21 protein-coding genes are annotated in these 21068 nt (G+C 67.5%); 7 read left to right on the top strand and 14 right to left on the bottom strand.

Annotated elements, in window-relative coordinates; translation table 11 throughout:
* The 3 genes from AP428_RS18470 to AP428_RS18460 all read right to left on the bottom strand — a co-directional run.
* Positions 1 to 622: ABC transporter ATP-binding protein (locus tag AP428_RS18470; protein ID WP_156349336.1), on the bottom strand; the 622-nt coding region annotated here is incomplete at its 3' end.
* Between the two features lie 11 nt (positions 623 to 633).
* The gene (locus tag AP428_RS18465; RefSeq protein ID WP_011547383.1) at positions 634 to 2388 is read right to left on the bottom strand and encodes an ABC transporter permease subunit; all 1755 of its coding nucleotides are present in this window, start codon (positions 2386 to 2388) and stop codon (positions 634 to 636) included.
* Between the two features lie 87 nt (positions 2389 to 2475).
* Entirely contained in the window at positions 2476 to 2685 is a 210-nt protein-coding gene (locus AP428_RS18460) for a hypothetical protein (protein WP_011547382.1), read from the bottom strand.
* Between the two features lie 254 nt (positions 2686 to 2939).
* Between AP428_RS18460 and AP428_RS18455 the strand changes: the two genes are divergently transcribed.
* Both AP428_RS18455 and AP428_RS18450 read left to right on the top strand, forming a co-directional pair.
* On the top strand, positions 2940 to 3884 hold the full coding sequence (locus tag AP428_RS18455; protein WP_011547381.1) for a metallophosphoesterase: 945 nt from the start codon (positions 2940 to 2942) through the stop codon (positions 3882 to 3884).
* 19 nt (positions 3885 to 3903) lie between these two features.
* A complete protein-coding gene (locus tag AP428_RS18450) occupies positions 3904 to 4242 on the top strand; it encodes a cupredoxin family copper-binding protein (protein WP_011547380.1) in 339 nt (112 codons plus the stop codon).
* Between the two features lie 153 nt (positions 4243 to 4395).
* On the opposite strand, the gene AP428_RS18445 is transcribed toward AP428_RS18450, so the two are convergent.
* Both AP428_RS18445 and AP428_RS18440 read right to left on the bottom strand, forming a co-directional pair.
* Entirely contained in the window at positions 4396 to 5565 is a 1170-nt protein-coding gene (locus AP428_RS18445; protein ID WP_011694780.1) for an alpha/beta fold hydrolase, read from the bottom strand.
* 85 nt (positions 5566 to 5650) lie between these two features.
* Positions 5651 to 6361 (bottom strand): HAD family hydrolase, encoded by a 711-nt coding sequence (locus AP428_RS18440; RefSeq protein WP_011547378.1) that lies wholly within the window; start codon positions 6359 to 6361, stop codon positions 5651 to 5653.
* 251 nt (positions 6362 to 6612) lie between these two features.
* Between AP428_RS18440 and AP428_RS18435 the strand changes: the two genes are divergently transcribed.
* Together AP428_RS18435 and AP428_RS18430 are read left to right on the top strand one after the other, a co-directional pair.
* Positions 6613 to 6921 (top strand): helix-turn-helix transcriptional regulator, encoded by a 309-nt coding sequence (locus AP428_RS18435; RefSeq protein ID WP_011547377.1) that lies wholly within the window; start codon positions 6613 to 6615, stop codon positions 6919 to 6921.
* Positions 6922 to 7002: 81 nt separating this feature from the next.
* A complete protein-coding gene (locus AP428_RS18430) occupies positions 7003 to 8064 on the top strand; it encodes an alkene reductase (protein WP_011547376.1) in 1062 nt (353 codons plus the stop codon).
* Between the two features lie 66 nt (positions 8065 to 8130).
* Here AP428_RS18430 and AP428_RS18425 read toward each other — a convergent pair whose 3' ends face one another.
* Genes AP428_RS18425 through AP428_RS18415 form a run of 3 tightly spaced genes read right to left on the bottom strand, consistent with a single transcriptional unit; the run spans position 8131 to position 11844 of the window.
* A complete protein-coding gene (locus AP428_RS18425; RefSeq protein ID WP_011547375.1) occupies positions 8131 to 9411 on the bottom strand; it encodes an MFS transporter in 1281 nt (426 codons plus the stop codon).
* A 13-nt stretch (positions 9412 to 9424) separates the two neighbouring features.
* On the bottom strand, positions 9425 to 10597 hold the full coding sequence (locus AP428_RS18420; protein WP_011547374.1) for a porin: 1173 nt from the start codon (positions 10595 to 10597) through the stop codon (positions 9425 to 9427).
* Between the two features lie 59 nt (positions 10598 to 10656).
* Entirely contained in the window at positions 10657 to 11844 is a 1188-nt protein-coding gene (locus AP428_RS18415; protein WP_011547373.1) for a M20 aminoacylase family protein, read from the bottom strand.
* 118 nt (positions 11845 to 11962) lie between these two features.
* Here AP428_RS18415 and AP428_RS18410 point away from each other — a divergent pair, with 118 nt between their 5' ends.
* Positions 11963 to 12877 (top strand): LysR family transcriptional regulator, encoded by a 915-nt coding sequence (locus AP428_RS18410; protein ID WP_011547372.1) that lies wholly within the window; start codon positions 11963 to 11965, stop codon positions 12875 to 12877.
* A gap of 28 nt (positions 12878 to 12905) precedes the next feature.
* Here AP428_RS18410 and AP428_RS18405 read toward each other — a convergent pair whose 3' ends face one another.
* Positions 12906 to 13433, bottom strand: coding sequence for a GNAT family N-acetyltransferase (locus tag AP428_RS18405; protein WP_011547371.1), 528 nt, complete (start codon positions 13431 to 13433; stop codon positions 12906 to 12908).
* Between the two features lie 119 nt (positions 13434 to 13552).
* Here AP428_RS18405 and AP428_RS18400 point away from each other — a divergent pair, with 119 nt between their 5' ends.
* Positions 13553 to 14509 carry an alpha/beta fold hydrolase gene (locus AP428_RS18400; RefSeq protein WP_011547370.1) on the top strand — a complete coding sequence of 319 codons (957 nt, stop codon included), beginning with the start codon at positions 13553 to 13555 and terminating at the stop codon, positions 14507 to 14509.
* Here the strand turns inward: AP428_RS18400 and AP428_RS18395 are convergent, their stop codons facing one another.
* The gene (locus AP428_RS18395; protein WP_011547369.1) at positions 14510 to 15430 is read right to left on the bottom strand and encodes a phosphatidylinositol-specific phospholipase C; all 921 of its coding nucleotides are present in this window, start codon (positions 15428 to 15430) and stop codon (positions 14510 to 14512) included. It lies immediately after the preceding gene.
* Positions 15431 to 15436: 6 nt separating this feature from the next.
* Here AP428_RS18395 and AP428_RS18390 point away from each other — a divergent pair, with 6 nt between their 5' ends.
* Positions 15437 to 16459 carry a LacI family DNA-binding transcriptional regulator gene (locus AP428_RS18390; protein ID WP_011547368.1) on the top strand — a complete coding sequence of 341 codons (1023 nt, stop codon included), beginning with the start codon at positions 15437 to 15439 and terminating at the stop codon, positions 16457 to 16459.
* Between the two features lie 32 nt (positions 16460 to 16491).
* On the opposite strand, the gene AP428_RS18385 is transcribed toward AP428_RS18390, so the two are convergent.
* From AP428_RS18385 to AP428_RS18370, 4 genes are all read right to left on the bottom strand, one after another.
* On the bottom strand, positions 16492 to 17352 hold the full coding sequence (locus tag AP428_RS18385; RefSeq protein WP_011547367.1) for a carbohydrate ABC transporter permease: 861 nt from the start codon (positions 17350 to 17352) through the stop codon (positions 16492 to 16494).
* Entirely contained in the window at positions 17349 to 18218 is an 870-nt protein-coding gene (locus AP428_RS18380; RefSeq protein ID WP_006480925.1) for a carbohydrate ABC transporter permease, read from the bottom strand. The genes AP428_RS18385 and AP428_RS18380 overlap by 4 nt, the downstream gene beginning before the upstream one ends.
* A gap of 34 nt (positions 18219 to 18252) precedes the next feature.
* The gene (locus AP428_RS18375; RefSeq protein WP_012339724.1) at positions 18253 to 19491 is read right to left on the bottom strand and encodes an ABC transporter substrate-binding protein; all 1239 of its coding nucleotides are present in this window, start codon (positions 19489 to 19491) and stop codon (positions 18253 to 18255) included.
* 300 nt (positions 19492 to 19791) lie between these two features.
* Positions 19792 to 21000 carry a porin gene (locus AP428_RS18370; protein WP_011547365.1) on the bottom strand — a complete coding sequence of 403 codons (1209 nt, stop codon included), beginning with the start codon at positions 20998 to 21000 and terminating at the stop codon, positions 19792 to 19794.
* Positions 21001 to 21068 lie beyond the last annotated feature (68 nt).

Genomic DNA, 21068 nt, shown 5'->3' with positions numbered 1-21068 from the left:
GTCCCTGCGTCCACAGATCGAGCAGGTCGGTACGCAGCGTCTCGGCCGTCAGCACGTCGAGCGCGGAGAACGGCTCGTCCATCAGCAGGATCGTCGGGTCGACGACGAGCGCGCGCGCAAAGCCGACGCGCTGGCGCATCCCGCCCGACAACTCGCGCGGGTACGCGTTCTCGAAGCCGTCGAGACCGATCAGGTCGATCGCGGCGAGCGCACGCTCGCGCCGCTCGCGCGCGCCGACGCCGAGCGCTTCCAGCCCGGCTTCCACGTTCTGCAGCACGGTGAGCCACGGGAACAGCGCGAAGGTCTGGAATACCATCGCGACGCCTTCGGCCGGGCCGCGCAACGGCTTGCCGAGGTAGGTCACTTCGCCGCCGGTCGGCTCGATCAGGCCAGCGATGATGCGCAACAGCGTCGATTTGCCCGAGCCCGAGCGGCCAAGCAGCCCGACGATCTCGCCTTCGCGCAGCGACAGGTTCGCGTCGTCGAGCACGAGCAGCTCGCCCTGCGTCTTGTTGAAGCCGCGGTTCACATGCTCGACGCGCAGGATTTCTTCGCCGAGCCGCGGCGGCTGCAGCGGCTGGGACGTCTTGACGGGGGCGTTGATAACGGTCGAATTTTGCATCGCGCTTACTCTCAATCGAGACGGAGCCGGGATTCCGCATAGGCGTACATCGGACGCCACAGCAGGCGGTTGAACAAGGTGACGAACAGGGACATCACGGCGATGCCCAGGATGATCTTCGGGAAGTCGCCGGCGGCGGTCGTTTGCGCGATATACGCGCCAAGACCGTGCGCGACGACCTTCGTGTCGCCCCACTGCACGAACTCGGACACGATGCTCGCGTTCCACGCGCCGCCCGATGCGGTGATCGCGCCCGTCACGTAGTACGGGAAGATGCCGGGCAGGATCGCCTGGCGCCACCACTGCCAGCCGCGGATGCGGAAATTCTTCGTCGCTTCCTTGTAGTCGTTCGGATAGGACATCGCGCCCGCGATCACGTTGAACAGGATGTACCACTGCGTGCCGAGCACGATCAGCGGCGACAGCCAGATGTCCGCGTTCAGGTGGAAGTGGACGATCACGATCACGAATACCGGAAACAGCAGGTTCGCCGGGAATGCGGCGAGGAACTGCGCAAGAGGCTGGATCTTCTCGGCCAGCTTCGGGCGCAGCCCGATCAGCACGCCGAGCGGCACCCAGATCACCGACGCGATCGCGATCAGCACCAGCACGCGCAGCAGCGTGATCAGGCCGAGCACGAGCACGTGGCCGACCTCGGCCACCGTCACGCCGGTCGCGACGAAGCTGACGACACGCCACGCAACGTACACCGTCAGCAGGATCACGAACGCGCCCCACACGATGTCGCCGATGCGCGACGAACGGCGCGCCGATGCCTCACGCACGCGTGTACCTGTCACCGACGGCACGCGCAACGGAATCCGCGCGGCCTGCGACAGCAGCCAGCCGGCCGGCACGAGCAGCTGATGGATCAGGTGCGTGCGACGCATCATGTCGAGCAGCCACGATTGCGGCGCATCGCCCGACGCGGTGTTCTCCATCCGGAACTTGTCGGCCCACGCGACGAGCGGACGGAACAGGAACTGGTCGTAGGCGAGGATCACGACCGACATCGCAACGATCACCCAGCCGACCGCGCCGAGATTCTTGTCGGAGATCGCCTGCGCGAGATACGCGCCGATACCCGGCAGCGTGATCGTCTGGTTACCGACGGTAATCGCTTCCGATGCGACGACGAAGAACCAGCCGCCGGACATCGACATCATCATGTTCCAGATCAGGCCCGGCATCGAGAACGGCACTTCGAGCTTCCAAAAGCGCTGCCACGGCGTCAGGTGAAAGCCGCGCGACACTTCGCTCAGATCGCGCGGCACGGTGCGCAGCGACTGGTAGAAGCTGAACGTCATGTTCCAGGCCTGGCTCGTGAAGATCGCGAAGATCGCGGCCAGCTCGGCGCCGAGCACGCGGCCCGGAAACAGCGCGAGAAAGAACGTGACCGTAAACGAGATGTAGCCGAGCACGGGCACCGACTGCAGGATGTCGAGGATCGGGATCAGCACCATCCCCGCGCGGCGGCTTTTCGCGGCGAGCGTGCCGTAGACGAGCGTGAACACGAGCGACGCAATCATCGCGGCGAGCATCCGCAACGTGGTGCGCAATGCGTATTCGGGCAGGTTCGACGGATCGAGCGAGATCTTCTGCGTCTGCAGTACGCCAATCGGCGCCATCGTCTGGTGAAAACCGACGATCGCCATCGCGAGTATGCCGATGATCAGCGGAAACGCGATCGCGTCCCAGCGGTTGGGCAGCACGCGCCACGCGGACGCGTTGGCGGTGCGATTCGGATCGAAGAAACTGATATCCATCGGTAGCGTCTTGTGTCTTGTGTTGAATTGAAAATCGATGGGTCCGGCCGCGTGCCGCGCAGCCGGGCGTCGCGGCAGCGGCGCGAATCAGGCCAGCCCGTGCAGTACCCGGTATGGGGTGATCGGCAGCGCGAACGACAGCACCGAGCCTTCCTCGACGACGCGGAGGTCGGCACCGAAATGAACGCCGACAGGGGCGATGCCGCAGGCAATGACCGGAAAAAGCAGCGCGAGGCCGAGGGTGCGCGTGCGGTGGCCGACCGCACCGCCCGTATCCGTTGCCGCGAGGTTCGGCATGAAGGGCTCCGGAGAGGGGATTCGGAGTGGGAGGCTATCGGGCGGCCGTGACGCAAATGTGACGTGTCACTTACAGGACATTGACGGGTCATCCGGCGGGAGTCGCGCATCGCCCCGCCGGCCGCCGACACGAGTGTTCGATCTCGCAACGCTCGGGAATAAATCCGCCGCTTCGCCGGTATCGCATGCGAAGGCGCCGGCTTATTCCAGGACGATCCGGCCGTCCGGTTTCGTCACACGAATGCGAGGCTTACATGTCTTCATCGACCCCCACCCGCCCGTCGCGCCGCAAGGCCCTGCAATGCATGGCCTTCGGCGGCCTCGGCACGCTGTTCACGCTGTCGGGCGGCATCCTCACGCCGTTCGACCTCGCGCTCGCGCAGACCGGCGAGGCGCGCCCGGCCGACGCGGGCCGGCCGCTGTTCGTGCAGATCAGCGATACGCACATCGGCTTCAACAAGGACGCGAATCCCGACGTGTCGGCCACGCTGAAGCAGACGATCGACCTCGTCAACGGGATACCCGCGCTACCCGCGCTGGCGATCCATACCGGCGACATCACGCATCTGTCGAAGCCCGAGGAATTCGACCACGCGTCGCAGTTGCTGTCCGCGCTGCGCGTGCCGGAACTGCATACGGTGCCCGGCGAACATGACGTCACCGACGGTTCGGGCGCCGAATATTTCGGCCGGTTCGGCAAGGCGTCGGACACCCGCGGCTATTACAGCTTCGATCACGCGGGCGTGCATTTCATCGCACTCGTCAACGTGATGCATTTCAAGCCGAACGGGCTCGGCAGCTTCGGCGACGAGCAGCTCGCGTGGCTCGCACAGGATCTCAAAGGCCGCTCGTCGAGCACGCCGATCGTCGTGTTCTCGCACATGCCGATGTGGACCATCTACGAACCGTGGGGCTGGGGCACCGGCGACGCGCCGCAGACGATGGCGCTGCTGCGCCGCTTCGGCTCCGTCACCGTGCTGAACGGGCACATCCACCAGATCGTGTCGAAGGTCGAGGGCAACGTGACGTTCCATACCGCCCGCTCGACCGCGTTCCCGCAGCCGACGGCCGGCAACGGCCCGGGGCCCGTGCCGCTCACGGTGCCGCATGACCGGCTGCCGTCGATGCTCGGCGTGACGACCGTCGAATTCGCCGGCCATCCGGTCGCGTCGACGCTGCACGATGCGACGCTCGCCTGATAAACATAAGGAGACCGACATGACCCGCTTCCGACCTATCCGAATCATCGCGGCGCTGATCCTGTGCGTCGCCGCCGGCACGCCGCCCGCCGCGTTCGCGCAGAGCCCGAACGGCTCGCTCGTGACGATCCGCAATTTCATGTTTTCGCCGATGTCGACCACGATCAAGGCCGGCACGACGATCACGTGGAAGAACCTCGACGCGGAGCCGCATACCGTGGTCAACGACGCCGGCATCTTCCATTCGAAAGCGCTCGACCAGGACGAGACGTACGCGTTCCGCTTCGACAAGCCGGGCGTCTACAAGGTGTTCTGCGGGATTCATCCGTACATGAAGGAGACGATCACCGTCGAATGAAGTGGCCCGCCACGCGACGCGCGGGCGAACGGCGGGCGGCAGCCGCCTACAACGGCGGTCGTCCGCTTCGCCTGCGTGGCAGACGGAGCCGCGCACGATGCCTGCATTTTCCGGTCGATTGATTTCGTCGCGGAGCCAGCCTTGCATGGGGGTTCACTGCCCCGCTGCACGCAGTTCCGGCGCGGTGCCGGCGACGACCGGACACGACTGCGGCAACGCCTGCCCGAACAACACGGCCAGCCCGCAAGCGGACGTGAACATGCCGAGGCCGTCGTGTCCGACACCCGGCACTTCGACGACCTGCTGCGCGAGATCGTCCGGATGCCGCTTCTTCAGGTAATCGAAATAGGCGAGCCCGCGCGCCAGCCGGTACGGCCCCTGCGCCATCGCCGCGCATGAACGGTCGATGAAATGCGTATAGGGATTCGTGTCGGCCTGCCCGAGCAAGTACACGACACGGCGCGCGACGTAACGCGTTTCGAGGTCGCGCACGTCCTGCGACGCAACGTAAGGCGGCGCCGACTTCAACCCGTATTTCCATTCGGTTGCGCGCGGACAGGCGCCGCCTGCCAGCGCGTCGGCATTCGGCCGTTCGTCGTCGAAATACAGGTAGCTCGACGGGTTCGCGACCACGTAGCGCACGGCAACGCCGGTACGGGCCAGCGCGTCGCCTTCGCGCCCGGCCACCGCATAACGCTGCAGCAACTGTGCGCCGGCGGAATGGCCGATCACGACGATCGTCGACAACGACGGGTACAGGCTGCGGTCGGCGAAATGCGCGAGCAACGCGTCGAGCGCCGCGAACGAGCTGACCGGCGCCGGCTGGCGCGCCGGTTCGCCGCCCTTCCATCCTTCCTGCGTCCACGCGAGCGTCGATGCGCCCAACGAAAACGCGCGCACATCGGCGCGTGTCAGGAACTGCGGCGCGACGACCATCGTACCCGCGCCGGCCGCACCGGCCTTTTCGACGACCTTGCGCCCCGATGCGTAGTACGCATCGGCATTACGCAGCGTGCCGTGAATCACGATGAATACGCGTACAACGTCGGGCGCGGCCCGGTCGAGCGGATGGTCGGCGTAGACGGGCAGCACCGCGCTGCCCTGCGGCGTGTCGACGGTCACGCGCTGGTCGGCGACGGCCTTGACCGGCGCTTCGAGCCGTTCGCGTTGCTTGGGTGTCATGGCTTCGGCCGGCTGCGCACCGATCAGCATGCCGACGACGGCACAGGCCAGCACGAGCGGAACGGCATATGACAGCGCCCGGGCGGCCGGCAGCACGCACGAACGTCGGATGCGGGAAAAGGCGACGGAAATGACGGACATGGCGGCAGCTCGGGCGGTGGATATGACTTGAACGGCGAGGGTCGCAGAATCCGTCGCACGCCGCCGGCCGATCATGGAAAACGGGTCAACCGGCCGGTTGCGCACCGCGTTCGGCGTCGGCGCACGTTTCGCCCGCGCGACACTGCATCCGCTGCACGATGCCGACCAGTTCGCCGATATGCGTGGGCACCGCCTGCTTGCCGGCTTGCGCCCACGCGTCGAACGACGTCATGCCGCTCACCGCGCCCACGAACGGCACGCCGGCACGCTCGGCCGCCTGGGCGTCCACCGCGTGGTCGCCGACGTAGATCGCCGCCGCGGCAGGCAAACCGAGCCGCGCCAGCGCCTGCACGAGCCCTTCCGGGTCCGGCTTGTGGCGCTGCACGTCTTCCCCGCCGATCAACACGTCGACCAGCGATTGCAAGCCGTTGCGCTCGAGAATCGCGTCGATCCGGTAGCGAAACTTCGACGACACGACCGCGACGGCGAGCCCTTGCTCGCGCAACGTCGCGAGCAGCGGCGGCACTTCGGGATAGACGCGGGTGCCCGGCACCATGATCTCGTCGGCGCGCACCACGAAGTGCCGTGCGAACGCCTCGGCCCGTGCCGCTTCGGTTTCGCCCGCCAACGAACGGAACATGTCGGGCAGCGGCAGCCCGATTACTGCGCGGATCTGCGCGGGCGTCGGACCGGTGGCGCCCAGCTGATGCAATGCGTACTCGGTGCATTCGATGATCGCGGCGGACGAATCCGCCAGCGTCAGGTCGAAATCGAATATGACGGCCCGAACGGACATGAAAGGACTCCGTAAACACAACGAACGATGCCGCGTATGTTACGCGTGCAGCGATAGGAACTCGTCGGCGACGCAACCTGCAACCGGGCAGCCGGGTCGCAGGCACTGCGCCCGGCGTTGATGCGCCCCCGCGATCGTCACACGCTATCAACCCCATTGCCGACAGTGCTTTCAAACATATCGTAAAAATCCGATATAAGATTCGCCCATCGACGATACCCGTTTGCCTTGACCGAACACCCAGCCTTTCCATGCCGACCGAACTCGACATCGACGCGATCCTGAAAGCGCTCTCGAACCCCGTGCGCCGGGAAATCCTCGTCTGGCTGAAAACGCCCGGCGAGCATTTCCCGCAGCAGACGCTGCCGTACGAACACGGCGTCTGCGCGGGCCAGATCGACGCGCGCTGCGGGCTGTCGCAGTCGACCGTCTCCGCGCACCTCGCGACACTCCAGCGCGCGGGGCTCGTGACGTCGACACGGATCGGTCAATGGGCGTTCTTCCAGCGCAACGAGGCCGTCATCGACGCATTTCTCGACGCCCTGCGCCGCGAACTCTAGCCAACGGCCGAACCGGCCATGCGGGGCGCCGTCGCACATGACGCGACGGCTTCCCCGCCTTTCGTGAAGAGGTTATCTGCCATGCCCACGCTGTTCGATCCCGTTACCCTCGGCGACCTGACCCTGCCGAACCGCATCGTGATGGCGCCGCTCACCCGCTCCCGTGCGGGCGCGGCGCGCGTGCCGAACGCACTGATGGCGCGCTACTACGCCGAGCGCGCGTCGGCCGGCCTGATCATTACCGAAGCGACGTCGGTCACGCCGCAAGGCGTCGGCTATGCCGACACGCCGGGCATCTGGTCCGACGAGCAGGTCGAAGGCTGGAAGCAGATTACGCAAGCCGTGCACGCGGCCGGCGGGCGCATCGTGCTGCAACTCTGGCACGTCGGCCGGATCTCCGATCCGATGTTCCTGAACGGCGACCTGCCGGTCGCGCCGAGCGCGATCGCCGCGGGCGGCAACGTGAGCCTCGTGCGTCCGCCGCGGCCGTTCGTGACGCCGCGCGCCCTCGAACTCGACGAAATTCCGGGCATCGTCGCCGCATACCGCAAGGGTGCAGAAAACGCGAAGGCTGCCGGCTTCGACGGCGTCGAGATTCACGGCGCGAACGGCTACCTGCTCGACCAGTTCCTGCAGGACAGCACCAATCGCCGCACCGACGCGTACGGCGGCCCGATCGAGAATCGCGCGCGCCTGCTGCTCGAAGTGGTCGACGCGGCGATCGACGTGTGGGGCGCGGGCCGGGTCGGCGTGCACCTCGCACCGCGCGGCGACGCGCATACGATGGGCGACTCCGATCCGGCGGCAACGTTCGGTTATGTCGCGCGCGAACTCGGCCGCCGCAAGATCGCGTTCATCTTCACGCGTGAATCGTATTCGGGCGACCAGTTGAGCCCGCGCCTGAAGGAAGCGTTCGGCGGCCCGCTGATCGCGAACGAGCAGTTCACGCTCGACACCGCGCAGGCCGCGCTCGCGAACGGCAGCGCCGACGCGATCGCGTGGGGCAAGCTGTTCATCGCGAACCCGGACCTGCCGCGCCGCCTCGAAATCGGCGCGCCGCTCAACAAGCCGGTGCCGGAGACGTTCTACGCGGAAGGCGAAACGGGCTACACCGACTACCCGGCGCTGAGCGACGCGGCCTGACGGTAGACGACACACGCGGCGCACGGCAGTGCGCCGCGCCGTTCTCGTCACCCTGGGCACGCTGCTTCAGCGTGCCGTTTCCTCGCGAAACAACGCCAGACCGACGAGACTGGCCGACCCGCCGGCGAGCACGTACCAGGCCGGCGCATAGAAGCTGCCCGTCGCCCGCCACAGCGCGCTGACGATCAACTGCGCGAAACCGCCGAAAATCGTCACGCCCAGCGCATAGATCATCCCGAGCGACGTCGCACGGACTTCCGGTCGCAAGGCTTCGAGAATCATCACGAAACCCGCGGGGCTCGACAGCGTCATCAGGCCGATCAGCACGACCACGACCGCCAGCACGGTGACGACCGACGGCCACGTGCGCATCGCATGAAACGCCGGTAGCACCAGCGCCGTCGAGATCGCGCACACCGTTCGCAGCATCGGCTTGCGGCGACGCAAGCGGTCCGCGAACCGGCCCGCGAACGGCGAGCCGACCAGCATCACCGCGCCCGCCGTGCAACCGGACAGCAACGCGACGGAAGCCGGCATGCCGAGCGTCAGCGTCAGGAACGACGGCAGGAAAAACACGATCGTATACATCGTCGACGTGCCGCCGATCACGAGCAACGTGCCGGCCGCGACCTGCCGCCAGGGAATGCGACGGCTGACACGCGGCGCGCCGGCTGCCGGATGCGGCAGCGTGTCGTCGAGATGGCGTCTCAGATAAAACCCGACCGGCCCGATCAGCAGGCCGAGCACGAACGGTACACGCCAACCCCAGCCTTGCAGCGCATCGGACGGCAGCCAGCGGGACAACGTCAACGCGACGAGCGCGCCGGCGAGCGCCGCACCGCCCTGGCTGGCCATCTGCCAACTCACCAGTTCGCCGCTCCGGCGGGCGCCGCCCGACTCCATCAGCAACGTCGTCGCGGCCCCGACTTCGCCCCCTGCCGAAAAACCCTGCAGCAGTCGGCCGATCACGATCAGCAGCGGCGCCGCGATGCCGATCTGCGCGTAGGTCGGCGCGAATCCGATGATGCCGGTGCCGAGCGCCATCAGCGCAACGGTCAGCACCAGCGCGGGCTTGCGCCCGACGCGGTCCGCATACGCGCCGATCGCGACGCCGCCGAGCGGCCGTGCGACGAAACCGACGCCGAAGGTCGCGAGCGACAGCATCAACGCACCCGCATCGCTGGACGCCGGAAAGAACAGCCGACCGATCAGTACAGCAAAGAAGCTATATACGGTGAAGTCGAAGAATTCGAGTCCGTTGCCGAGTGCAGCCGCGGCGACGGTCCGCCGCATCGCGCGTCGCGCGTCGATGGTCTGCGCGGCAGCCGCGCGATTCAAGGTGCTCATCCGATGCCCTCGTTCAGAAGTTGTGATACATGCCGAGCGACATCGTCACGGGCGTCATGCCGGTGCGCGGCGTCGTGCCGCCGGGCTCGGTCGGCAACGGATTGCCGTTCAGCAGAACGGTCGACATCCCGTAATTGCGGATGAACCCCGTCCGCGCGTAGAGGCCGGTACGTTTGGACAACAGGTAGTCGTAGCCGAGCATGACGCCGAGCGCCGAATCCTTCGCCGGCCGGCCGGCGGCATCGCGCACGCCCGACGTATCGCGATAGACGATCGACGCGCGAACCGCATTCACGCCGAACGGCACGATCGTGCCGAGGGTGTACACGCGTGCGATCCCGTCGCCGGCAAGTTTCGGCGCATATTGATTGAACGACGCGGACAGCACGAGCCGCCCGGTGTCGTAGACGGCGCCAAGCCCGTACAGGTCGTTGCGTACCGTGCTCGCCCCGTTGACGCCCCACACCTGGTTGTAGCTCGCCGCCAGATAGGTCGTGCCGTTGTACCACTGCAGCAGCGCGCCCTGCGCGGACGCGGCCGGCGCGCGCCCCGCGACGTTGCTGGGCGCGTACATCAGCATCAGCGTCGTGGTGCCGGCCACGATCGGCGTCCGATAGGTGATCGCGTTGTCGACGCGCGCCGGCAGTTGTGTCGCGCCCGGTCCGAGGTCGCTGTTGTAGCCGACGCCGCGCGCCGTCTGCACGGCGGCCGCGCCAAGCCACGTGTACACCGAATTGGTGCCCACGGTGCCGAACACGTCGATGAACAGCGGCAGCCCCGTGCCGATCTGCTTGCCGAGCCGCAGCCGGCCATAGCGGTCGGACATCAGGCCGATCCACGACTGCCGGTTGAAGAACGACTGCGTATCCTGCTGCGCGCCGTTGTTCGCGAGAAAACCGCTTTCGAGATTGAATTCGGCGCGCCACCCGCCGCCGAGATTCTCGCGCCCGAAGAAGCCGAATTTCGACGTCCACTCGCCGCCGCTCTGGGTCTGCCACGTCGACCGTCCACCCACCGACTGGTAGTTGATCCCCATGTCGACCGAGCCGTACAGCGCCACACCCTCCTTCAATCCGCCGTTGAACTCCGGCACCGCCGCAAGCAGTACGTCCTGATACGGCACCGCGCAGGCACTTCCGGCGCCCAGCGCCAGGCACGCAGCGCCCCATGTCAGCCTCTTCTTCATTCGTTTTCCTTATTTTCAGAGAGAAAATTCCGAATTGCCGCGCTTGGCGGACGCGCTCGTCAGGCCGTGCCCAGGAAGCGTTCCACGATGCCGACGAAATAGGCGGCGCCCCAGCCGAGCGCGTCGTCATTGAAGTCGTAGCCCGGGTTGTGAACCGAGCAGCCGCCGTGCGAATCGAGTCCGTTGCCGAGCATCACGTAGCAACCCGGCACGCGTTCCGTCATCCACGAAAAATCCTCGCTGCCCATCACACCGTCGGCAAGCAGCGTGAGCCCACCGGCGCCGGCCAGCGCCGTGATCGTCTCGACCGCGAGATCCGCGGCGGCGGCATCGTTGACGACCACGCGCGAGATGGCTTGATAGTCGACCTGCGCAACGGTCCCGTAGGCCCGCGCCTGCGCGTCGGCGATCCGGCGAATCCGCGCCTCGACCTCGTCGCGCGTGGCCGCGTCGAGCGAGCGGACCGACAGTTGCAGCGTCGCGGTCTCCGGAATCACGTTCGGGGCCGTGCCGGCATGGAACGTACCGACGGTCACCACTGCCGCCTTGGCGGGATCGATGTTGCGGGCGACGATCGATTGCAGCGCGGTCACGATGTTCGCCGCCGCCACGATCGGATCGCTCGCGTGCTGCGGCATCGCGCCGTGCCCGCCCTTGCCCGTCACGGTGATCGTTACCGAATCGGACGACGCCATCATCGCGCCGTAGCGCAACGCGAAATGACCGACCGGTACGCCCGGCGCGTTGTGCAACGCATAGACGCGCTCGCACGGAAAGCGCTCGAACAGGCCCTCCTCGATCATTCGCCTCGCGCCGCCGAGTCCTTCCTCCGCGGGCTGAAAGATCACGTTCAGCGTGCCGTCGAAGCGCCCCTGTGCGGCCAGATGGTGGGCGGCCGCCAGCAGGATCGCGGTATGGCCGTCGTGACCGCAGGCGTGCATCGTCCCGGCAACCGTGCTCGCATGGGGCAGGCCCGTTTCTTCCCGGATCGGCAACGCGTCCATGTCGGCGCGCAAGCCGAGCGTGCGCGACGACGTACCGCGCCGCAACCGGCCGACCACGCCGGTGCCACCGATGCCGGTCGTCACGTCGTAGCCCCACTCCGCCAATTGGGCGGCGACGATCCGCGCGGTGCGTGTTTCGGCAAACCCGAGTTCCGGGTGGGCGTGGATGTCGCGTCGAATCGCGACGAAACGGGGGGCGGCTTCACGGATCGCCGCGAGCGTCGGGGCAAGGTCCTGCGTCATGTCTGGCTCCATTGGATCGGCTGCATCGCAACCGTTGCAGGCCAGTATGGAGAGACGCATCGGGTCAAAAAACACATCAATTTTGATACGGATAAGATTTGGTTATATCCTCCGCATCATGAAAACCCACCAATTGCGCACGCTGGTCGCGGTGGCCACGGCGGGCAGCATCAAGGCTGCCGCGAAAACGCTGCACGTCAGCCAGCCGGCCGTCAGCAAGGCGATTCAGGAACTGGAAGGCGAATTCGGCGTGGCGCTTCTCGAACGCAAGCCGTGGGGTGTCGTGCCGACGCCGGAAGGCGACGTATTGCTCGGCCGCGCGCATGCGGTCGTTCGGGAGCTCGAGCGGGCGCGCGACGACATCGCGCATCTGAAAGGGCTGCGCGAAGGCAGGCTGGTGCTCGGCTTCACGCCGATCGTCGCGGTTACGGGGTTCGCGCACGCCTATGCCGAATTTCGGCGCCACTGGCCGCATGTCGAGTGCGAACTGCGCGAACTGTCGTTCAACCAGTTGACCGAGCAATTGCACAGCCGGACCCTCGATCTGGCGTTCGCGGCCATCACCGGCGAGGTCGCCGAGTCCGCCGACGTGAAGCCGATCCGCACCTTCGACACCGCGTTCGTCACCCGCGAGAACGGGCGTTTCGCCGGTGCGACATCGCTGGACGCGCTACGCGATGCCGAGTGGGTCCACACCGATCCGAGCGACAATTTTCCGGCGCACATTCGCGACCTCCATGCGCACGCCGGCCTGCCGGCGCCGCGCTGCATCACGCGCTGCACGTCGTATGCGCTGTTCTACAGCCTGCTGCTCACGACGGATGCGATCTTCTCGTGGACCCGGCATTCGCTGTCGGAAACCGTGTTCGGCCAGGCGCTCACGCCGCTCCCGCTGCCGCTGTCGCCGCCACCGCTGCAGCTCTACCGGCTCACGCCGCCCGGCCTGCAACTGACGCGCCCCGCGACGGATTTCCTCGCGTACATCGAAGCCGCGTTCGCGTCGCGTTCGTTCGGGAGCGGCACGCGGCGCTGACTACGCCGGAATCGGTCCGCACCGCGCATCAGGCCACCACAGCGCGTCGCATGAACACGCGCCGCGTTTCGTCGAGACCGAGCGCGACGTGGTGCGCGCGGATTGCGCGCAGCGCGTCGTCGAGTGCCGTATCGTCGATGATCCGGAAACCGAGGCGCGCGTAGTACGGTGCATTCCACGGCGCGTCACGGAACGTCGACAGCACCACCTGCTCGACGTGCTCCCGCGCCGCGCGCGCGATCACCTGTTCGATGAGACGCGCGCCGATCCGCTGCCCTGCGTGCGACGGCGCGACATCCAGTTCCTCCAGATACAGCCGCTGCGCATCGAGCAGCCGGTAGAACGCGAACCCGACGCACGTGCCTTGCGGATCGACCGCCACATAGGCGCGACCGTCGTCGATCCGCACGAGCACGGCGGCCGCATCGGTCGGCTCGCCGTCGGCGATGTCGGCCATGCCGATCTCGCGAAAACGCTGCGCGGCGGCGACTTCCACGGCGGCCATCGCGGCCGCGTCTTCCCGCGTGGCGGGGCGAATCAGGATCGGTGCAGGCATGACGGCAATTCAGGGCGGCAGTCGGGAACGGCGGTCACTATAATCGAAACCTCAGACGTTTCGAACGATCGGGTGAGTCGCTACGGCGGCCCGCCGCGCCCCTTGCCTCGGGAATCGACATGAAAAACCGGCTGCTGGCTGCCCTGCTCTGCCTGTCCGCCACGGTCGCGCATGCGGCGGGCGTCAAGTTTCTTCGGATTCCTGCCGACGCGGCCGGCCCCGAGTTGCGCGCGATGGTCTGGACGCCATGCGCGGACGCCACGCAATCGCTCACGGTCGGCCCTTACACACTGAAAGGACGTCGAGACTGTCCAACCGCCGGCGACAAGCTGCCGCTCGTCGTGATCTCGCACGGCCATGGCGGCTCGTTCCTCGGCCACCACGATCTGGCCGAAACGCTCGCCGATGCGGGGTACGTCGTCGCGGCGATCAACCATCCGGGCGACACGTTCTCCGACATGAGCCGCGCGGCCGATCTGCAGGAATTCGTCGAGCGCCCGGCCGACATCAAGCGCCTGGTCGACTACATGCTCGGTCACGCGCCGGATGCCGCGCACATCGACCCGGCACGCATCGGCTTCTTCGGCTTTTCGCGCGGCGGCTATACGGGCCTCGTGCTGGCCGGCGGCAATCCGGATTTCGCGCACGCGCCGGTCGCCTGCCCCGACCCGGCCTGGCCGATCTGCAAGCAAATCCGGGCCGGCGACCTGCCGAAGGCGCCGCTGACGCACGACCCGCGCATCAAGGCCTACGTGCTGGCCGATCCACTCGACGAATTCCCGACCGCCGACACGCTGAAGAACGTCCGCGCGCCGATCCAGCTCTGGGCATCTGCGGAAGGCGGCGACGGCGTGACGCCGGATACGGCGCCCGCGCTGGCCGCGCTGCTGCCGCAACGGCCCGAATTCCACGTCGTGCCGAATTCGGCGCATTTCGCGTTTCTCGCGCCGTGTCCCGAGCAGCTGGCCCACCACGCACCCGACATCTGCACGGACGCCAAGGGATTCGATCGCACCGCGTTCCATGCATCGCTCGACGCGAAAGCACTCGCGTTCTTCAACGCGAATCTTCGCTGACTAACAGCGAAACGCCTTGCGCCAGACGCCCTGCTCCGGCGTGTGAGCGTTGCATTCGATCAGCACGCGCACCAGCGCCCAGTCGTCGTCATCGCAGAAATCGAGCAGCATCGCGCCGTACGGGCCGGGCTGCTCGCGCAAGCGCTCGGCCAGCCGCGCCTGAATGCCCGGCACGCGGCCATCGCCGTGTGCGACCACCGACGGATTCGCACCCATTCCCGTGCCGCTGCAGAAATTGAGCGCCCAGCGGCCGCTGTCCGGCAGCGGCAGATGCGTCAGCAACGCGTCGATTGCGCGCCACTTCCATGCGATCGACGCGGCCACCGGCACGCGGTATTCATCCTGAATGACGAACGCGCCGTCCGGATGGTCGATCGTGAACGTCGCGTTGTCGGGCCACGCGGTCAGGTCGATGCCGAGCGGCCGGCCGCTGCGAAAGCGCCGCAACAGCACGACCGTGCCGCGCACGTCGCCGAGCGTCGGCAGCGTGCCGCCGGCATGCCAGCGCAGTCGTAGATGCCGCGCGCGATGCGCGTCGAACGTCGCATCGAAACCGCGCGTGCAGGCATGCGCCGGCCACTCGTCCTTCACCGACATCACGATGCATTCGCGCGGATGCGCATCGAGAAACCGCGTACACGTTGCCAGCACGTCGTCGAACGTCATGCCGAGCGCGATGCCGCCGTGATGGATGTCGAACCCGTCGCGCACGTGCCGGCAGCGGATGTCGAGCAGCCGCACGCCATGCGCGAGCTGCGCGTCGAGCGGCGCACGCTGCGTGCGCACCAGCGAATCGTCGACCGTATACGCACAGGTGTCATGGCTGCCCGGTAGGGTCAGCGTATGCAGCGGCCGCGCGTCGTCGAGCGCCGACATCCAGTCGGCAGGCGGCATGCACGTATCGTGGCGCGAAGGGATCATGAATCGATGAATGACAAGGAAAGAAAACCGTGGGTGACGGCGTCGGATGTCGCGGCGCGGGCCGGCGTCTCGCGTTCCGCAGTGTCGCGCGCGTTCTCGCCGACGGCAAGCATCGCGCCGCAAACGCGCGAGCGCGTGATGGTCGCCGCGCGGGCGCTGGGGTACCAGGTCAACCTGATCGCGCGCGACATGATCACGCAGCGCAGCAGCATGATCGGCGTCGTGACGGCCGGATTCGAGAACCCGTTCCGCGCGCGGCTGCTGTCGGACCTGATGGCCGCGCTCGGGCAGCGCGCGCTCACGCCGCTCGTGACCAATGCGGAAGATCCGCGCCAGGTCCGGCAATCGCTCGAACAACTGCTCAGCTACCGGATCGCGGGCCTCGTGATGACGTCCGCGTCGCCGCCGCTGTCGGTCGCGCAGCAATATCTCGAACACCGGATTCCGGTCGTGATGATCAACCGCGAAGCGAACCTGCCGGGCGCCGATGTGGTCGTCAGCGACAACGCGGCGGGCGCCACCCACGCCGCGCAGCGGCTGGTGCGGGCCGGCGCGCGCCGGCTTGCGTTCGTCGGCCCGCGTGGCGCGAGCTACAGCGCGCGGTCGCGCGCCACGGCGTTCGAGCAGGCGATCGGGCAACGCGACGCATTCGACGCGACGCTCGCGCAGATGATCGACACACCGTCCGACACGCATGCCAGCGGAATCGATGCAGCACGGCAACTGTTCGCGGCGCGCGAGCGGCCCGACGGTGTGTTCTGCTCGTCCGACCTGCTCGCGCTCGGCGTGATCGACGTCGCGCGTGGCGAATTCGGCTTGCGCGTGCCGGACGACCTGCGCGTGATCGGCTTCGACGATATCCCCGCCGCCGAATACGATGCGTATCGGCTCACGACGCTGCGACAGGACACGCGCGGCCTCGCGCATGCGGCGATCGACCTGCTCGCCGACCGGATGCAGACGTTCGACGGCCCGTCGCGTACGCGCGTCGTGCAGGTCACGCAGGTGGTGCGGGACAGTTGCGCGTGACGACGCAGGATCGGGCGCGGCGACGCCGCGCGTCACTTCAGCCCGCCCGCGAAGCCGCGCAACAGGTAGCGCTGCACATAGCCGGCCACGGCCAGCGTCGGCAGCGACGCCATCAGCCCGGCGCTCATCAAGTCGCCCCAGTCGATGCCGTTCTCCGTCACGTAGCCGGCAATCGCGAGCGGCAGCGTGAAGCGGCTCGGCGTCGACACGAACAGCAGCGCGATCAGGAATTCGTTCCATGCGGCGATGAACACGAAGATCGCGGTCGCGATCAGCCCCGGCGCGCACAGCGGCAGCACGATCTGCACGAGCCGCCGCGCGAGCCCCGCGCCGTCGATGCACGCCGCTTCCTCATATTCGATCGGCACGTCGCGCACGAACGCCAGCAGCATCCAGATCGCCATCGGCAATGCGTAGATCTGATACGCGAGCATCAGGCCGAGCGTCGAATCGAGCAGGTGCAGCCGCTTCGCGAGCGCGAACAGCGGCACCGCGATCGTGATCGGCGGCATCAGCTTCAGCGCCAGCACGAGCACCAGGAACAGCAGGTCGAGCCGCGCCGGAAACCGCAGCCGCACGAGCGCGTACGCGGCCGGGAACGCGAGCGCCAGCGCGAGCAGCGTCGTGCCGAAGCCGACCAGCAGCGAATTGAACAGCGGCGCGCCGATCCCGTTCGCCCACACCGACGCGAAATGCTCGAAGGTCGGCGCGGCCGGCCAGATCCGCAACGGATGATCGAGGCGTTCTAGCGTCGGCATGAAGGCCGCGCCGACCATCCACAGGCACGGCAGCAGCAACAGTGCGAGCGCGACGATGCGCAGCGCCCACGGCATCGCGTGACTAAACGCGACGCCCGTGCGGATGCGCGGGATACCTGCCGATCGCGCCGTCATGCGCGCCGCTTGCGAACCGTCTGCCATACGTACCCCGAGACCAGCAGCGCGGACGCCGCGAGCATCAGCACCGACGCGGCACTCGCCGGCCCGACATTGAAGAAGCGGAAGCCCGTGTCGTAGATATAGGTCGACAACGTCTGCGTCGCGTTGCCGGGGCCGCCGCCCGTCAGCGCATAGACCTTGTCGAACAGCTTGAACGTGTCGATCGAGCGCAGCAGCAGCGCGAGGCCGATCTGCGGCGCCGCGAGCGGCAGCGTGATGTCGCGCAGGCACTGCCACTCGCTCGCGCCGTCGGTGCGCGCGGCTTCGTACAATTCCTGCGGGATCGATTGCAGCCCGGCCAGCACGATCAGGAACGCCATCGGCGTCCACTGCCACACGTCGACGAGCGCGAGCGACCACAACGCGAGATGCGGGTCGGACAGCCAGCGCACGCCTTCGATGCCGAACGCCGCGAGCAGCGCGTTCAGGAAGCCGTCGAAGTTCAGCCAGTTGCGCCAGATCGCCGAGCACACGAGCGTGGACAGCATCATCGGCAGGATCGCGAGCGGCAGCGCGATGCGGCGACCCGGAAACGCGCGCACGAACAGCAGCGCGAGCCCGAAGCCGAGCGCGACTTCGGCGAGAGACGCGACGATCGTGAAGCGCAGCGTGTTGCCGAAGCCGGCCGCGAACGCGTCGTCGCCGAGCACCGCGCGATAGTTCGCGAGCCCCGCGAACGCGCGGCGGCCGGCCGAGTAATCGACCCGGCAGAACGAGTCGATCAGCACCTGCGCGACCGGATACAGCGCGAGCGCGGCGAGCACCAGCAGCGCGGGCCCGAGCAGCGCGACGAACGGCAGGCTGCGGCCGAACGCTTTCATGCGCGGCCTCCGGCCGATGGATCGACGTGCGCGATCACTTGCCGGCCGCGGCCGTCGCCTGCGCGATCTTCTGCTGCGCCTGGCGCAGCGCGGCGTCGGGCGCGGCCTGCCCCGTCAGCGCGAGTTGAAGCTGATCGCCGAGAATGCTCTCGACCTGCTGCCAGTCCGTCACGCGCGGCCGCGCACGGCCGGCCTCGAGCGCCTTCAGTTGATCGGGATACCAGCGATACTGGCGCACCAGCGCCGGATCGTTGAACACGCTGCGGCGGGTCGGCGGAATGCCGATGCCGGCGAGGCGCGTCTGCGTATCGCGTGCGGTCAGGTAAGCGAGGAAGTCCTGCGCGAGCTTCGCGTGCGGCGCGTCCTTCGGAATGCCCATCTGCCAGATGCCGAGCATCGGCGCCGGGCCCGCGGTCTGTCCCGGCGGCGGCTGCAGCGCGATCTGCCCGACCACGCGCGACTGCTTCGCGTCATCGAGCGCCGGCACCCAGGCGGGCCACACCTCGATCGACTGCGCCGCCGTGCCGCGTTGCAGCGCGTCGCGCACTTCGGCCGCGCCGTATACGTCGACGTCCTTCGGCGCGAACGCCTTCAGCGCAAGGAACGTCTTCAGCGCGGCCTGCGCTTCGCGCGAATCGATCGTCACGTTGCCGGCACGGTCGAACACGTCGCCGCCGTATGCCCACAGGATCGGCAGGAAGCCCGTGACGACCGGGTTGCCCTTCGTGCCGCGGAACACGACGCCCGACACGCTCTTGTCCGCACCGCCGACGGTCTGCGCGATCTTCAGCACATCGTCCCAGTTGCGCGGCGGTTGCAGCTTGTACTTCGCGAGCAGGTCCTTGCGGTACGCGAACATCTCGACGTTGCCGACGATCGGCAGCGCGTACAGCGCGCCGGCCGCGTTACGGCCGAGCGCCACCGCCGACGGCACGAGATCGGCATCGGCCAGCGACGCGGGCAGCGGTTTCAGCCAGCCGTTGCCGATGAATTCCGGCGCCCACGTGTCGTCCATCATCACGAGGTCGTACGCGCCGGTGCCTTCGCGCATCGACAGCTTCAGCTTCTGGTACAGGTTCGCGTTCGGCAGCTTGAGCAGCTCGATCTCGGTGCCCGGATGCAGCTTGTTGAAGCCGGCGACGGCGTCGGCCAGCCCCTTGCCGTAGATGTCGTCGCGGCCGGCGATGACGAGGTCCGCCGCGAAAGCGTGCGTGGCGGCAACGGATAGCGCAACGGCGGCGGACAGCGCGCGCAGGCGGCTCAGCAAGGTCATGTGGTCTCTCTCGATCGGCGGTGGAGCGGAACATTCGTGCGTTGCACACGTGTGCAACGCCGGCGACACGTCGGGTCGCATGAAGCGTCGCCATTGTTCACGCAGATCGTGAAGGTATTGTGGCAAGCCGCAAGCCGGGCAACTCGACGCACGGATTCCGTCAATCCGGGTCCATTCAGTCAAGCATACGGGCGGTTTTTTTCAAGCATCGCTTTCCAGCAATCGACCGGCGCCGAGCCATGGGCGCGAGGGCCGCGCGGCGGCACGCGACCGACGTGCCGCCCCTGCCCGCGGTCCGAGTCAAAAGTTCACACGAATCCCCGCCATCACCGCCAGTTGCCGGCTCGAATTGCTGTTCGCGAGCACCGGAATCTGCGCATAGTTCGCCGCGTTGCCGTCCGCATCGGTGCCGAGCCCCGTGCCGCTCGCGACCTGGCCGATCGCGACCGCATACAGCGCGGTGCGCTTCGACAGACTGTAGTTCGCGCCGACGTTCACCTGGTGGAAGCGCGTCGTGCCGCGTCCGTCCGTATGCGCGGCGTTGAAGATGTACGCAACGCCGCCTTGCAGCGCCGGTGTGAACATGTACGTGACGTTCAGCTCGCCGATGTCGAACGTGAACGCCTGCGTGCGCGGCTGCGCGGCGGTCGAGAAATAGCGGCTGTCGCCGAGCCGCGTGTGCGTGTAGGTCAGCGCGACCGTCGCCGCGCCGAGCGTGACCGACCCGCCCGCGCCGAACGCGCGCATCGAGCCGGCATCCTGCAGCAGGCAGTACATCGCGCCCGGGTTGCTGCACGCGAAATCGCCGATATAGCTGCTCGCGCCGCCGAGCGCCGCGTCGAGCGGCTGGTGCAGGTCGAGGTAGCCGACCGAGAAGGCCACCGGCGCGCGCGTGTACGTCGCGGCCACCGCATAGCCGCGCTTCGCGGAAAAATCGCCGGCCTGCCCGCCGAAGCTGAACGTGCCGCCGAACGTGAGCCCGTTGAAATCGGCGCTGGTGAACTTCACCGCGTTGTTGAAATTGAACGCGGCATTCAGGTTGTCGACGTCGCCGAGATGCGAGCCGTACGGCGTCGACCAGTTGTTGCTCGACACGTATGCACCGAGCATGTCGGTGTACGAGTCGTACTGGCGGCCGAGGCCGAGCGTGCCGATCCCCTCCTGGCGCAGCCCGACCCACGCTTGCCGGCTGAATGCGGTGCCGCCTTGCAGCGCCTGCCCGTTCGCGGACAGGAACTGCTGCTCGAGCGTGAACACCGCATCGAGGCCGCCGCCGAGCGGCTCGGCGCCCTGGAAGCCGAAGCGGGACGGCACCAGGTTGCCGCCGCCCATCTGCCACGCATGGCCGCCGCCCGTGCTGCCGTCTGCGCGCGTGAACTGCTGGTTCGTCGAATAGATGATGCCGGTATCCACGGTACCGTACAGCGTCACGCTCCCCGAAGTCTGCGCATGTGCGTGCAGGCAGCCCAGCATGGCCGCGGCTGCGGTCAGTCGTCGTCCGTTCTTCATGTCCCGCCCCTCTGTGATCATCGATTCGCAGTGCAAACCGAATGTGTTGTCGATATGGGTGACAGGAC

The sequence above is a fragment of the Burkholderia sp. E168m22 genome (genome assembly GCF_001319805.1).
Lineage (GTDB): Bacteria > Pseudomonadota > Gammaproteobacteria > Burkholderiales > Burkholderiaceae > Burkholderia > Burkholderia orbicola.
Note: the sequence above shows the minus strand (reverse complement) of the source record. Positions and strands in the feature narration are given on the sequence as shown.

Coding starts and splice junctions, on each gene's coding strand:
- AP428_RS18465 (WP_011547383.1), bottom strand. CDS start 2,388: ATGGATATCAGTTTCTTCGATCCGAATCGCACCGCCAACGCGTCCGCG.
- AP428_RS18460 (WP_011547382.1), bottom strand. CDS start 2,685: ATGCCGAACCTCGCGGCAACGGATACGGGCGGTGCGGTCGGCCACCGC.
- AP428_RS18455 (WP_011547381.1), top strand. CDS start 2,940: ATGTCTTCATCGACCCCCACCCGCCCGTCGCGCCGCAAGGCCCTGCAA.
- AP428_RS18450 (WP_011547380.1), top strand. CDS start 3,904: ATGACCCGCTTCCGACCTATCCGAATCATCGCGGCGCTGATCCTGTGC.
- AP428_RS18445 (WP_011694780.1), bottom strand. CDS start 5,565: ATGTCCGTCATTTCCGTCGCCTTTTCCCGCATCCGACGTTCGTGCGTG.
- AP428_RS18440 (WP_011547378.1), bottom strand. CDS start 6,361: ATGTCCGTTCGGGCCGTCATATTCGATTTCGACCTGACGCTGGCGGAT.
- AP428_RS18435 (WP_011547377.1), top strand. CDS start 6,613: ATGCCGACCGAACTCGACATCGACGCGATCCTGAAAGCGCTCTCGAAC.
- AP428_RS18430 (WP_011547376.1), top strand. CDS start 7,003: ATGCCCACGCTGTTCGATCCCGTTACCCTCGGCGACCTGACCCTGCCG.
- AP428_RS18425 (WP_011547375.1), bottom strand. CDS start 9,411: ATGAGCACCTTGAATCGCGCGGCTGCCGCGCAGACCATCGACGCGCGA.
- AP428_RS18420 (WP_011547374.1), bottom strand. CDS start 10,597: ATGAAGAAGAGGCTGACATGGGGCGCTGCGTGCCTGGCGCTGGGCGCC.
- AP428_RS18415 (WP_011547373.1), bottom strand. CDS start 11,844: ATGACGCAGGACCTTGCCCCGACGCTCGCGGCGATCCGTGAAGCCGCC.
- AP428_RS18410 (WP_011547372.1), top strand. CDS start 11,963: ATGAAAACCCACCAATTGCGCACGCTGGTCGCGGTGGCCACGGCGGGC.
- AP428_RS18405 (WP_011547371.1), bottom strand. CDS start 13,433: ATGCCTGCACCGATCCTGATTCGCCCCGCCACGCGGGAAGACGCGGCC.
- AP428_RS18400 (WP_011547370.1), top strand. CDS start 13,553: ATGAAAAACCGGCTGCTGGCTGCCCTGCTCTGCCTGTCCGCCACGGTC.
- AP428_RS18395 (WP_011547369.1), bottom strand. CDS start 15,430: ATGATCCCTTCGCGCCACGATACGTGCATGCCGCCTGCCGACTGGATG.
- AP428_RS18390 (WP_011547368.1), top strand. CDS start 15,437: ATGAATGACAAGGAAAGAAAACCGTGGGTGACGGCGTCGGATGTCGCG.
- AP428_RS18385 (WP_011547367.1), bottom strand. CDS start 17,352: ATGACGGCGCGATCGGCAGGTATCCCGCGCATCCGCACGGGCGTCGCG.
- AP428_RS18380 (WP_006480925.1), bottom strand. CDS start 18,218: ATGAAAGCGTTCGGCCGCAGCCTGCCGTTCGTCGCGCTGCTCGGGCCC.
- AP428_RS18375 (WP_012339724.1), bottom strand. CDS start 19,491: ATGACCTTGCTGAGCCGCCTGCGCGCGCTGTCCGCCGCCGTTGCGCTA.
- AP428_RS18370 (WP_011547365.1), bottom strand. CDS start 21,000: ATGAAGAACGGACGACGACTGACCGCAGCCGCGGCCATGCTGGGCTGC.